The 12,495-nt window shown below is 65.8% G+C and carries 10 protein-coding genes; 9 read left to right on the top strand and 1 reads right to left on the bottom strand.

Annotated features, from left to right (window positions below):
- Positions 1-2 precede the first annotated feature (2 nt).
- The 5 genes from rpsK to dsbD all read left to right on the top strand — a co-directional run bounded on the left by rpsK (position 3) and on the right by dsbD (position 5,269).
- Positions 3-407 carry a 30S ribosomal protein S11 gene (gene rpsK / locus AC3WOS_RS20290; RefSeq protein WP_008444339.1) on the top strand — a complete coding sequence of 135 codons (405 nt, stop codon included), beginning with the start codon at positions 3-5 and terminating at the stop codon, positions 405-407.
- Between the two features lie 253 nt (positions 408-660).
- Entirely contained in the window at positions 661-1,284 is a 624-nt protein-coding gene (gene rpsD, locus AC3WOS_RS20285; protein ID WP_492718008.1) for a 30S ribosomal protein S4, read from the top strand.
- A 207-nt stretch (positions 1,285-1,491) separates the two neighbouring features.
- On the top strand, positions 1,492-2,469 hold the full coding sequence (locus AC3WOS_RS20280) for a DNA-directed RNA polymerase subunit alpha (RefSeq protein ID WP_008444343.1): 978 nt from the start codon (positions 1,492-1,494) through the stop codon (positions 2,467-2,469).
- A 240-nt stretch (positions 2,470-2,709) separates the two neighbouring features.
- Positions 2,710-3,105, top strand: a complete 396-nt coding sequence (gene rplQ / locus AC3WOS_RS20275; protein WP_492718005.1) for a 50S ribosomal protein L17 — start codon at positions 2,710-2,712, stop codon at positions 3,103-3,105.
- Positions 3,106-3,250: 145 nt separating this feature from the next.
- A complete protein-coding gene (gene dsbD, locus AC3WOS_RS20270; protein WP_492718004.1) occupies positions 3,251-5,269 on the top strand; it encodes a protein-disulfide reductase DsbD in 2,019 nt (672 codons plus the stop codon).
- Between the two features lie 52 nt (positions 5,270-5,321).
- Here the strand turns inward: dsbD and AC3WOS_RS20265 are convergent, their stop codons facing one another.
- Positions 5,322-5,801 (bottom strand): Spy/CpxP family protein refolding chaperone, encoded by a 480-nt coding sequence (locus AC3WOS_RS20265; RefSeq protein ID WP_492718003.1) that lies wholly within the window; start codon positions 5,799-5,801, stop codon positions 5,322-5,324.
- A 197-nt stretch (positions 5,802-5,998) separates the two neighbouring features.
- On the opposite strand from AC3WOS_RS20265, the gene AC3WOS_RS20260 reads away from it, so the two are divergent.
- The 4 genes from AC3WOS_RS20260 to AC3WOS_RS20245 all read left to right on the top strand — a co-directional run bounded on the left by AC3WOS_RS20260 (position 5,999) and on the right by AC3WOS_RS20245 (position 12,494).
- Positions 5,999-6,727 carry a response regulator gene (locus AC3WOS_RS20260; RefSeq protein ID WP_492718001.1) on the top strand — a complete coding sequence of 243 codons (729 nt, stop codon included), beginning with the start codon at positions 5,999-6,001 and terminating at the stop codon, positions 6,725-6,727.
- Positions 6,724-8,082, top strand: coding sequence for an ATP-binding protein (locus tag AC3WOS_RS20255; RefSeq protein ID WP_492717999.1), 1,359 nt, complete (start codon positions 6,724-6,726; stop codon positions 8,080-8,082). The genes AC3WOS_RS20260 and AC3WOS_RS20255 overlap by 4 nt, the downstream gene beginning before the upstream one ends.
- A gap of 120 nt (positions 8,083-8,202) precedes the next feature.
- Positions 8,203-9,366, top strand: coding sequence for an efflux RND transporter periplasmic adaptor subunit (locus tag AC3WOS_RS20250; RefSeq protein WP_492717998.1), 1,164 nt, complete (start codon positions 8,203-8,205; stop codon positions 9,364-9,366).
- A complete protein-coding gene (locus tag AC3WOS_RS20245; protein ID WP_492717997.1) occupies positions 9,363-12,494 on the top strand; it encodes an efflux RND transporter permease subunit in 3,132 nt (1,043 codons plus the stop codon). The genes AC3WOS_RS20250 and AC3WOS_RS20245 overlap by 4 nt, the downstream gene beginning before the upstream one ends.
- Position 12,495 lies beyond the last annotated feature (1 nt).

Genomic DNA, 12,495 nt, shown 5'->3' with positions numbered 1-12,495 from the left:
ACATGGCTAAGCAACAAAGCAGCGCAGCAGCAGCTCGCGTTCGTAAGAAGGTCAAGAAGAACGTTGCCGAAGGTATCGCACACGTTCACGCTTCCTTCAACAATACCATCATCACCATCACCGACCGTCAGGGCAACGCTCTGTCGTGGGCAACCTCCGGTGGTGCTGGCTTCAAGGGTTCGCGTAAATCGACCCCGTTCGCAGCGCAGGTTGCGGCTGAAGCAGCTGGTAAAGTCGCCGTCGAATGCGGCGTGAAGAACCTGGAAGTGCGTATCAAGGGCCCAGGTCCTGGTCGCGAATCCGCAGTGCGCGCACTGAACAACCTGGGCATCAAGATCACCGAGATCCAGGACGTGACCCCAGTACCGCACAACGGCTGCCGTCCTCCGAAGCGTCGTCGTATCTAAAGCACAGTCGGCGGCGGCGGGCATGCCCGTTCGCCAGCCTTCTGTCCTGCAGGAGCCGTTTCACCAGCCGTAAAAAAATCGCTGGAGCAGGGAGCCGGAAACGGTTATACTGCCCGGCTATTGACGCCTGTCGAACCCGTTCGGCGGGTTTTTCGTTTTCAGCCACCGTCTGGCCAATCGCGGACCAGACTAGCGCCTAACTGCATGCCAGTCGTGTAGCTGGGGCGTTATTATTTTAAAAAAAGGATGCATCGTGGCACGTTATATCGGACCAAAAGCAAAACTGTCCCGCCGTGAAGGTACGGACCTGTTCCTCAAGAGCGCACGCCGCTCGCTCGACAGCAAGTGCAAACTGGACGTCAAGCCAGGCCAGCACGGCGTCAAATCGGGTGCCCGCACCTCGGACTACGGCAACCAGCTGCGCGAAAAACAGAAGGTCAAGCGCATGTACGGCGTCCTCGAGCGTCAGTTCCGCCGCTACTTCGCTGAAGCCGACCGCCGCAAGGGCAACACCGGCGAAACGCTGCTGAAGCTGCTGGAAACCCGTCTGGACAACGTCGCTTACCGCATGGGCTTCGGCTCGACCCGCGCTGAAGCGCGTCAGCTGGTATCGCACAAAGCCTTTACCGTGAACGGCCAGGTGGTCAACATCGCTTCGTACTCGGTCAAAGTGGGCGACGTCATCGCCGTGCGCGAAAAGTCGAAGAAGCAGACCCGTATCATCGAAGCGCTGTCGCTGGCTGAACAAGTCGGTATGCCAGCCTGGGTGTCGGTCGATGCCAAGAAAATGGAAGGCACCTTCAAGTCCCTGCCAGAGCGTAACGAAATCGCTAACGACGTCAACGAATCGCTGATCGTCGAACTGTACTCGCGTTAATCGCAGTCGGTAGTATCCCCGCCCACTCCTCGGAGTGGGCGTTTTCACTAAGAAGTCGTTTCAAAATGACCGTGGCCAGGCGTGGCGCCGAAGACAGTGCGCCTGCACGGCAAGGCGCCACAACGACGCCATGGGCTTTTTGAAACGACTTTTAATGCCATCAGCCTTATCGGCGTAACGAGCCGAGGGTATTGAAAAGGACATTTCATGCAAAACAGTTTGTTGAAGCCACGTATTATCGATGTCGAGGCGCTGGGCGCCGGCCATGCAAAAGTCGTCATGGAGCCGTTCGAGCGCGGCTATGGCCACACATTGGGTAATGCGCTGCGCCGCGTGCTGCTGTCGTCGATGGTGGGCTACGCGCCGACCGAAGTGACGATCGCCGGTGTCGTGCACGAATACTCGTCCCTCGACGGCGTGCAGGAAGACGTCGTTGACCTGCTGCTGAACCTGAAGGGCGTGGTCTTCAAAGTCCACAACCGTGACTCCGTCACCCTGACCCTGAAAAAGGAAGGCGAAGGCGCCATCCTGGCTTCGGACATCGATCTGCCACACGATGTGGAACTGATCAATCCGGACCACGTGATCGCTCACCTGACCGCCGGCGGCAAGCTGGACATGCAGATCAAGGTCGAAAAAGGCCGCGGCTACGTGCCTGGTAACGTGCGCCGCCTGTCCGAAGACACCAACAAGACCATCGGCCGCATCATCCTGGACGCTTCGTTCTCGCCAGTGCGCCGCGTGTCGTACTTCGTCGAGTCCGCCCGCGTCGAGCAGCGTACCGACCTGGACAAGCTGATCATCAATATCGAGACCAACGGCGTGATTTCGCCGGAAGAAGCGATCCGCCAGTCGGCCCGCGTACTGGTCGACCAGTTGAACGTGTTCGCTGCCCTGGAAGGCACGGAAGCGGCCGCCGAAGCGCCATCGCGCGCCCCGCTGGTCGATCCTATCCTGCTGCGTCCAGTGGACGACCTGGAGCTGACCGTGCGTTCGGCCAACTGCCTGAAGGCGGAAAACATCTACTACATCGGCGACCTGATCCAGCGTTCGGAAAACGAACTGCTGAAGACGCCGAACCTGGGCCGCAAGTCCCTGAACGAAATCAAGGAAGTGCTGGCATCGCGCGGCCTGACCTTGGGCATGAAGCTGGAAAACTGGCCGCCTGCCGGTTTGGAAAAATAACAAATTGGGTGACAGCGCTGGACATCGCGCAGCGATGTTCTGCCCTGTTACCAACTGATTGGAATTGGGTGACAGCGCTGGACATCGCGTAGCGATGTTCTGCCCTGTTACCAACTGATATGCAGTACCCGCCCGGTGCATGTTGCGCCGGGCGTTTATCCCCCTAGAACCGGTCCGCGCTCCCGCCCTGGCGGCAGCGATCGAAGAACTCGGATTTAAACACCATCGAAAGGAAGTACCATGCGTCACCGTCACGGCCTCCGTAAGCTGAACCGTACCTCGTCCCACCGCCTGGCTATGCTGCGCAACATGACCGTTTCCCTGCTGCGTCATGAAGCCATCAAAACCACGCTGCCTAAGGCAAAAGAACTGCGCCGCGTCGTCGAGCCTATCCTGACCCTGGGTAAGACCGACACCCTGGCCAACAAGCGTCTGGCCTTCGCCCGCCTGCGCGACCGCGAAATGGTTCTGAAGCTGTTCGCAGAACTGGGCCCACGCTACGCTGCCCGTAACGGCGGCTACCTGCGTATCCTGAAAATGGGCTTCCGCGTTGGCGACAACGCTCCAATGGCTTACGTCGAGCTGCTGGACCGTCCAGAAGTCACCGCTGTGGAAGACGCTCCAACCGCCGAGTAATACCGGTCGTTGTATCGCCAGAAAAGCCAGGTTCCGCCTGGCTTTTTTGCATTCTGAACGCAAGCTTTAAGCCCGCCCTCAGGCGTTGCCACACGGGCAGGTGTACTATTGCCCGTTGAGCTAAAACTGCCGTCATCCGAAACTTATGCGCCGACTTGCCGCCTTTCCCCTTGCCGCGTTCTTCTTCCCGTCCGGGCGCCGTTTCGCGCTGCCGGCCCTGGGGCGGGCCCTGCTGCCGTCGCTGCTGTTGCTGGCCGCGCTGCTGGCCCTGGCCGCCGGCCGTCCGGCCCGCGCCGACGAAGACTATCTGGAACCGGACGCCGCCTTCCGCTTCTCGGCCCGCATGGCCGATAGCCATACCGTGGCCGTCACCTACCAGATTGCCAACGGTTACTACATGTACCGCGAGCGTTTCAAGTTCGCGGCCCAGGGCGCCATGCTGGGCGCACCAAAAATCCCGCCGGGCAAGGTGCACTTCGACGACACGTTCAAGAAGAACGTGGAAACTTACCGCGGCAGCGTCACCATCACCATTCCCGTCGAGACGGGCGGCAGCTTCACGCTGATCTCCACCGGCCAGGGCTGCTCCGACAAGGGCCTGTGCTACGCGCCCCAGGAAGCCAAGGCCACGCTGACGGCCAGCGGCGGCCCCGGCTTGGCCGCCCTGGCCCTGGGCCAGGCTGCGCCACCGGGTGGCATGAGCCCATCGGCTCCGGCCGCGCAGTCGGCCATCCTGGCGGCCAATCCGGCCGCCAAGGCATCGGCCAACTTGGGGGGCGCCCCGTCCGCCGGCCCATCGGCCCCCGTCTCGCCCGGCGTCACCGTCAATGCCGTGCCCACGCCGGAAACGACGGTGCTGGCGGCGCCCGCCACCGTTCCGGCCGCCGCCCCCGCGCCGGCCGAACCGGGCAGCGTGGAAGCGGCCCTCAAGGGCGGCAAGCTGCTCGTCATCGTGCCGCTGTTCATGCTGCTGGGCCTGGGACTGGCCTTCACGCCTTGCGTGCTGCCCATGGTGCCCATCCTGTCCTTCATCATCGTGGGCGAGGGCGCCAAGGCCAGCCGCGCCCGCGGCCTGCTGCTGTCGGTCACCTACTCGCTGGGCATGGCCATCGTCTACACGGCGCTGGGCGTGGCCGCCGGCCTGATCGGCGAGGGCCTGGCCGCCACCCTGCAGAACCCGTGGGTGCTGGGCGCGTTCGCGCTGCTGATGGCCGCCATGTCGCTGTCCATGTTCGGCTACTACAACCTGCAGGTGCCGGCCGCCCTGCAGACCCGGCTCAGCGCCATGTCGCACCGCCAGGCGGCCGGCAAGCTGGCCGGCGTGTTCGTCATGGGCGCCATCTCGGCCCTCATCGTCGGCCCCTGCGTGGCCGCGCCGCTGGCCGGCGCCCTGGTCTACATCAGCCAGACGCGCGACGTCGTCATCGGCGGCAGCGCCCTGTTCGCCATGGCGGTGGGCATGAGTGTGCCGCTGCTGCTGGTGGGCGTGTCGGCCGGCACCTTGCTGCCCAAGGCCGGCTTGTGGATGGATGCCGTCAAGCGCTTCTTCGGCGTGCTGCTGCTGGCCATGGCGTGGTGGCTGGTGTCGCCGGTGCTGCCGGCCGCCGTGCAGATGCTGGGCTGGACGGCACTGCTGACCGGTTATGGCGTCTACCTGTTGCGCAACAAGACGGGGCGCGGGCTGGCCAAGACGTGCGGCGTCCTCTTTGCCGCGCTGGGCCTGGTACAGCTGGTGGGCGTGACCACGGGCGGACGCGACGTGCTGGCCCCGCTGGCCCATTTGCGGGCGCAAGGGGCGGCGCAGCCGCTGGCGTTCCAGCGCGTCAAGACGGTGGCGGAGCTCGATGCCGTGCTGGCGCAGACGGGCGGCAAGAGCGTCCTGCTGGACTTCTATGCCGACTGGTGCGTGTCCTGCAAGGAAATGGAAAAACTGACCTTCGTGGCGCCGGCCGTGCGCGCCAGGCTGGCCAACACCGTGCTGCTGCAAGTGGACGTGACGGCCAACGACGAGGCCGACAAGGCCATGCTCAAGCGCTTCCACCTGTTCGGCCCGCCCGGCATCATCCTGTTCGACGGCCAGGGCCAGGAGCTGGCCGATGCGCGCGTGATCGGCTTCCAGGACGCCGACAAATTCCTGCAGTCGTTGGCGCGCCTGCCCCAATAACGCGACCAGTCAGGCGGACGCGCCCGGGCCTGGCCCCGGGCGTTGCCCGCCATCAGCCGCCGTGGTGGCGCATCCCCATCATATGCTGCGGGCCGTGGGCGCCGCCCATCACGTGGTCATCGAAGACGGCTTTCTGCTCCGCCGTCAGCTGGCCGTAGAAGGTGTTCAGCGCGCCCAGGTGGGCTTCCATGGTCAGCGTACGCTGCTTGCTCATATCGATCATCTTGGCCAGCCGGTCCGGGGCCGGCAGCTTGGCCATGGCCGCGTGGTCGATGCGCTCGGCCGGCAGGCTGGGCTTGATGGCGGCCTGGTAGGCCGTCCAGGCCGGTTCCTGGGCCGCCGTCAGCTTCAGCAGCTCGTGCAGCTTGGCCTGGTGCTTGGCGAACATGTCGGCCATGCGGGCCTGGCGCTGTTCGCTGTTGGCCTGGTAGCCGTGGCGGCCGGCCGTGTCGTCGGCCAGGGCGGCGGCGCTGGCGCCGGCCAGGCCCAGTACGGTCATGCCGATCAGGATGCTTTTGCGTACGGTATTCATGGTGGTTCCTTTATCAAGTCGTGAGGGAGACGCGGCGCGGTCGCCCGTCCCATGCAGCCCATGATGGCAGGCACGTGTTTCGCTCAAGTGTCCCCGTTGCCGGGTTTTGTATCAATTTGTTTCCCCGGCAAGGGAGCACTACAAGCCGATACAAATGCCCCTTGGTCAGGGCGCGCCAAAGTGGCGATAATGGGCATATGGAATCCCTCTCTACTATTCTGATCGTCGACGACGACCGCGAGATCCGCTCGCTGCTGGCCGATTACCTGGAAACGAACGGCTACCGCACCTTGGGCGCGGCCGATGGCACGGCCATGTGGAAGGTGCTGGACGATGCGCGTCCCGACCTGGTGGTGCTGGACCTGAACCTGCCCGGCGACGACGGCCTCACCCTGTGCCGCAAGCTGCGCGCCCACTCGACCCTGCCCGTCATCATGCTGACGGCCCGCAACGAGCCGCTGGACCGCATCCTGGGCCTGGAAATGGGCGCCGACGACTACCTGCCCAAGCCGTTCGAACCGCGCGAGCTGCTGGCCCGCATCCGCAGCGTGCTGCGCCGCAGTAACGCCATGCCGTCCAGCCATGGCACGGACAAGGCCGAGCGCATCCGCTTTTCCGGCTGGACGCTGGACTTGACGGCGCGCCACCTGCTCAACCCGGCCGGCCTCGTCATCATGCTGTCGGGCGCGGAGTTCCGCCTGCTCAAGGTGTTCCTGGAGCACCCCAACCGCGTGCTCAACCGCGACCAGCTGCTCAACCTGACCCAGGGCCGCGACGCCGACCCGTTCGACCGCTCGATCGACATCCAGATCAGCCGCCTGCGCCAGAAGCTGGGCGAGGATGCCCGCCTGCCGCAAATCATCAAGACCGTGCGCAACGGCGGCTACGTGCTGGCCGGCCAGGTCGCCGTGGAGCCGCAGGCGTGAAAGCGTTCATTGGCTCGATGACCGGGCGCGTGTTCCTGGTGCTGCTGCTGGGCGTTATCGCCTCGGCCGCGCTGACCCAGTGGCTGGCCGTGAACGAACGTACCCGCGCGTTGGAACGCTACCGCGATTTCCACGCGCTCGAGCGGGCCGAACAGCTCATCACGACGGCCGACGTGGTGCCTGTCGCCTCCCGTCCGCCCTACCTGCGGGTGGCCAGCCGGGGCAGCGTGCGGCTGGAGCCGGCCGGCACGGCCGCCGCCGCGGTCGCCTTGCCGCCCACGGAGTTCACCCAGAGCCTGCAAGCGCGGCTGGGTACGGGCTTCACGCTGCATGCGCTGGGCGAACGGCCCGCCGAATGCGACCGCCCGCGCCGGCCCGTCACCCTGTTCGGCCCCAAGCAATGGCGGGGCACGTGCGAAACCATGCTGGTGCGCATGCACGACGGCGCCGTGATGAAGCTGTCCGTGCTGCCGCCGCGCCTGCCGCCCGGCGGTGGCCGCAACGAGCCGCTGACCTTGCTGCCTTTCCTGGTCAGCATCGCCATGCTGGCCTATCTCGTGGCGCGCATGGCCATGCGTCCCCTCAAGCAGCTGGCCCAGGCGGCCAAGGATCTGGGCAACGACATCAACCGTCCGCCGCTGGCCGTGAGCGGCGCGTCGGAAATTCGCCAGGCGGCGGCCGCCTTCAACGCCATGCAGGCCCGCATCCGCCAGCACATTTTCCAGCGCACGGAAATGCTGGCCGCCATCACCCACGACCTGCAGACGCCGCTGACCCGCCTGCGCCTGCGGCTGGAGAAGGTGAGCGACCATGAGCTGCAGCAGCGCCTGGTGGACGACCTGTCGGCCATGCAGCAGATGGTCAAGGAAGGCCTGGACCTGGCGCGCAGCATGGACACCACCGAATCGATGCAGGCGCTGGACCTCGATTCCCTGCTCGACAGCGTCTGTTCCGACGCGGCCGACAGCGGCCAGCAGGTGGACTTGAAAGGGCGCGCCGCCATGGCCCTGATGGGCCGGCCGATGGCGATCCGGCGCTGCCTGGTCAACCTGCTCGACAACGCCGTCAAGTACGGCCAGTACGCCCACGTGACGGTGGAACGCATGGTAGGCGCCTCGCGCGTGCGCATCCGCGACGGCGGCCCCGGCATTGCGCCGGAACAGATGGCGCGCGTGTTCGAACCGTTCTACCGGATCGAATCGTCGCGCTCGCGCGCCTCCGGCGGCACCGGCCTGGGCCTGACCATTGCGCGCAACATCGCCGAGCAGCACGGCGCCAGCCTGATGCTGGCCAACCATGCCCAGGGCGGGCTGGAAGTGACGCTGGTGCTGCCCGAATACTTCGCCGGCGCCTGAGCCATCCCGTCCCCGCTGCGGCATGGGCGGCGTGGCGGCAGGGCCCGCTTTTTCCTGCAGGGAATATGCGACAATGCTTCGCCCTATGTCCTGCGGTAATATTTTCGACAGCACAACACAATGAAAAAAACCACCCTCGCACTCCTGGCCGGCGCGGTCGTCCTGGCCGGCTACGGCGCCTGGCACCTCAGCCACCAGGCTGACGCGCCGGCGGCCGCCAAGTCCGGCAGCCCCACGACCGTCAACGTGGTCACGCCGCGGCGCCAGGATGTGCCCGTGATTTACCAGGCCAACGGCACCGTCACGCCGATCAGCACGGTGGACCTGCATCCGCAGACCACCAGCACCGTGGCCAAGGTCCACATCAAGGAAGGCCAGTTCGTGCGGGCCGGCGAGCTGATGTTCACACTGGATGACCGCAGCGCCCGCGCCAACGTGGACAAGGCGCAAGCCCAGGTGGCGCGCGACCAGGCCGCGCTGGCCGACCTGCAGCGCCAGTACCAGCGCAGCCAGGAACTGTTGGCCAGGAACTTCATCGCCCAGGGCGCCGTCGACACGCTGAAAAGCCAGGTGGAATCGGCCCGCGCCCTGGTGCAGGCCGACGCGGCCGCGGCCCGTTCGGCCGGCGTGGACGCCAGCTACACGGCCATCCGCGCCCCGATGGCGGGGCGGGTGGGCGCCATCAACGTCTATCCGGGCAGCCTGGTGCAGCTGAACACCTCGCTCACCACCATCACCCAGCTCGACCCCATCACCGTGGCCTTCACCTTGCCCGAAAGCGCGCTGGCCGACGTGCTGGCGGCCCAGCGCGCCGGCAAGGTGCCGGTGCAGGTGACGGCCGGCGCCGCCGGCCCGGCCGTCGATGGCGCGCTCAGCTTCGTCGACAACACGGTCGATCCCGTGGCCGGCGTGATCCGTGTAAAGGCCCAGTTCGCCAATGCCGACACCAAGCTGTGGCCGGGCCAGTACGTCAACGCCCGCCTGACCGTGCGCACGCTCAAGGATGCGCTGGTGGTGCCGCAGAACGCCATCATCAGCAACACGCGCGGCACCTTCGTCTACACGGTGGCGCCGGACCAGACGGCCAGGACCAGTCCCATCGCGCGCCTGTACGCGTTCGGCGCCAACGCGGCCGTATCCGGCCTGAGCGGCGACGAACTGGTGATCGTGGAAGGCAAGCAGAACCTGCGTCCGGGCGGCAAGGTCAAGCCCGTGTCGGCCAGTGGACGCGACAGCGCGTCGGCCCAGGCCGGCCCGGTGGCAGGGAAGGGTAAAGCGGAATGAACCTGTCCGAACTGTGCATACGCCGCCCCGTGATGGTGGTGCTGCTGTCGCTGTCGCTGATCCTGGCCGGCGTGCTGGCCTACACCAGCATCCCGGTGGCGGCGCTGCCCAGCTTTAACACGCCCGTCATCAACGTCAACGCCGACCTGGCCGGCGCCAGCCCGGACACCATGGCCTCGTCCGTCGCGCTGCCGCTGGAAAAGCAATTTTCCACCATCGCCGGCCTGAACCTGATCACCTCGACCAGCTCGCTGGGCACGACTTCGCTGACGCTGGAATTCGACCCCACCATTGACGTCAACGCGGCCGCCGTGGACGTGCAGGCGGCCCTGCTGCGGGCCCAGCGTTCGCTGCCGCAGGAAATGACGGAACTGCCGTCCTACCGCAAGGTCAACCCGGCCGACGCGCCCGTGCTGTTCATGACGATGACGTCGCCTTCGCTGAGCCTGTCGGAACTGAACGACTACGCGGAAAACCTGATCGCGCCCAGCCTGTCGACCCTGCCCGGCGTGGCCCAGGTGAGCGTCAACGGCCAGAAGCGCTTTGCCGTGCGCATCCGGGCCCACGCCGACCTGATGAACGCGCGCAACCTGACGCTCGACGAGCTGGCCACGGCCGTCAAGGCCGCCAACGCCAACAGCCCGCTGGGCATCCTGGACGGCCCCAGCCAGACGCTCACCATCCAGGGCAACGCCCAGCTGATGAAGGCCTCCGAATTTGCCGAGCTGATCGTGGCCGTGCGCAACGGCCAGCCCGTGCGCCTGAAGGAAGTGGCATCGGTGGAAGACAGCTACCAGTCCGTCAAGACGGCCGGCAGCTACAACGGCGAGCGCTCCATCGTGCTGCTGGTGCAGCGCCAGCCCAACGCCAACACGGTGCAGGTGGTGGACGGCGTGCGCCACCTGCTGCCCCGTTTCCTGGCCCAGCTGCCCAGCTCCATCAAGATCAACCTCGTCAATGACCGCTCCGTCTCCATCCGCGACGCCATCCACGACGTCAACGTCACGCTGGCCCTCACGGTGGGACTGGTGGTGCTGGTGATCTTCCTGTTCCTGCGCCGCGCGGCCGCCACCTTCATTCCCGGCATCACCATGCCCATTTCGCTGCTCGGCGCGCTGGCCCTGCTGTACGCTTTCGGCTACAGCCTGGACAACGTGTCGCTGCTGGGCATCACGCTGGCCGTGGGCCTGGTGGTGGACGACGCCATCGTGGTGCTGGAGAACATCGTGCGCCACATCGAACTGGGCAAGAAGCCGCTGCAGGCATCCCTGGTCGGCGCGCGCGAGATGGGCTTCACCATCGTCTCGATTTCCATTTCCCTGGTGGCCGTGTTCATCCCCATCTTCTTCATGCCGGGCACGATAGGCTTGCTGTTCCATGAATTCGCCGTCGTCGTGTCGCTCTCCATCCTGGTGTCGGCCGTCGTCTCGCTGACGCTGGTGCCCATGCTGGCCAGCCGGCTGCTGCCGGCCGATTCGCACGACGCCGAGGGCGACGACACCTTCATCGGCCGCTGGTTCGAGGCCGGCTTCTCGCGCCTGCGCCACGGCTACGCGGCCACGCTGGACGTGGCGCTGGCGCACCGCTACGTGGTGCTGCTGATCGCGCTGGCCACTTTCGCGCTGACGGCCGTGCTGTACGTCACCATCCCCAAGGGTTTCTTCCCGGAAGAGGACCTGGGCCAGATCCGCGTGACGACGGAAGCGGCGGAAGACATTTCCTCGGCAGCCCTGATGGCCCTGCAGGAACAGGTGGCCAACGTCATCAAGGCCGACCCCAATGTGCAGGACGTGACTTCCTTCGTCAGCGGCGGCAACAGCGGCCGCATGTTCCTCGTGCTCAAGCCGCGCGACCAGCGGGCCAGGATGCCGCAGGTGCTCGACAGCCTGCGCAAGGCCACGCGCGCCATTGCCGGCGTGTCCGTCTACCTGAGTCCGATCCAGAATTTGCAGCTGGGCGGGCGCCCCAGCAAGAGCCGCTACCAGTACACGCTGCAGTCCGTCAGCCCCGATGCGCTGGGCGACTGGGCCACGAAATTCCTCGACCAGATGCGGGCCGATAACGACTTTCGCGACGTCACCAGCGACGCCCAGAACCGGGGTCTGCAAGCGTCGCTCAAGATCGACCGCGACAAGGCCAACAACCTGGGCGTGCAGATCGCCGACGTGCGCAGCGCGCTCTACCTGGCCTTCGGCGAGCGCCAGGTGTCGACCATTTATTCCTCGGCCGCCAGCTACTTCGTGATACTGGAAGCGGCCAACGAAGACCGCCAGTTCGACGATGCCCTGACCCGCATCTCGGTGCGCAACAAGGCCGGCCAGCTGGTGCAGCTGTCGGGCTTTGCCAGCGTCGAGCGCACGGTGGGCCCCACGGCCGTCAACCACCAGGGCCAGCTGCAGGCCATCACGCTGTCGTTCAACCTGGCGCCGGACGTGCCGCTGGGCGTGGCCACGGCCAAGATCGACAAGATGGGCGCGGCCATGCGCCTGCCGGCCTCCATCATCACCAGCTACGGCGGCGATGCGGCCGTGTTCCAGAGCTCGCAGGGCAGCCAGCTGATCCTGATCGTGGCCGCGCTGGGCGTCATCTATGTGCTGCTGGGCGTGCTGTATGAAAGCTTCATCCACCCGCTCACCATCCTGGCCGGCTTGCCGTCGGCGGCCGTGGGCGCGCTGCTGACCTTGCGCCTGTTCAACCTGGACCTGACCATGATCGCCATCATCGGCATCCTGATGCTGATCGGTATCGTCAAGAAGAACGCCATCATGATGATCGACTTCGCCCTGCACGCGCAGCGCAACGAGGGCATGACGCCGGCCGCCGCCATCCGCGAAGCGTGCATCCTGCGCTTCCGCCCCATCATGATGACCACCATGGCGGCCCTGATGGGCGCCTTGCCCATCGCCCTGGGCCTGGGGGCGGGCGCCGAGCTGCGCCAGCCGCTGGGCCTGGCCGTGGTGGGCGGCCTCGTGTTTTCGCAAGTGATCACGCTCTACATCACGCCCGTCATCTACCTGTTGCTGGACAAATACAGCGGCAGCGGCCCCATGGCCGACAGCGTGCTGGCCGGCGCAGCGGAATCCGGTAACACTGTTGCATTAAAAGCTGTCAATACCGTCAAGCATTGAG

This window comes from Rugamonas sp. FW305-51 (assembly GCF_058786935.1).
This window is presented reverse-complemented; position numbering and strand designations above follow the sequence as displayed.

What these genes read in the sequence shown, in the direction of transcription:
- rpsK (WP_008444339.1), top strand. Translation starts at nt 3, where the DNA reads ATGGCTAAGCAACAAAGCAGCGCAGCAGCAGCTCGCGTTCGTAAGAAG.
- AC3WOS_RS20280 (WP_008444343.1), top strand. Translation starts at nt 1,492, where the DNA reads ATGCAAAACAGTTTGTTGAAGCCACGTATTATCGATGTCGAGGCGCTG.
- rplQ (WP_492718005.1), top strand. Translation starts at nt 2,710, where the DNA reads ATGCGTCACCGTCACGGCCTCCGTAAGCTGAACCGTACCTCGTCCCAC.
- dsbD (WP_492718004.1), top strand. Translation starts at nt 3,251, where the DNA reads ATGCGCCGACTTGCCGCCTTTCCCCTTGCCGCGTTCTTCTTCCCGTCC.
- AC3WOS_RS20265 (WP_492718003.1), bottom strand. Translation starts at nt 5,801, where the DNA reads ATGAATACCGTACGCAAAAGCATCCTGATCGGCATGACCGTACTGGGC.
- AC3WOS_RS20260 (WP_492718001.1), top strand. Translation starts at nt 5,999, where the DNA reads ATGGAATCCCTCTCTACTATTCTGATCGTCGACGACGACCGCGAGATC.
- AC3WOS_RS20250 (WP_492717998.1), top strand. Translation starts at nt 8,203, where the DNA reads ATGAAAAAAACCACCCTCGCACTCCTGGCCGGCGCGGTCGTCCTGGCC.
- AC3WOS_RS20245 (WP_492717997.1), top strand. Translation starts at nt 9,363, where the DNA reads ATGAACCTGTCCGAACTGTGCATACGCCGCCCCGTGATGGTGGTGCTG.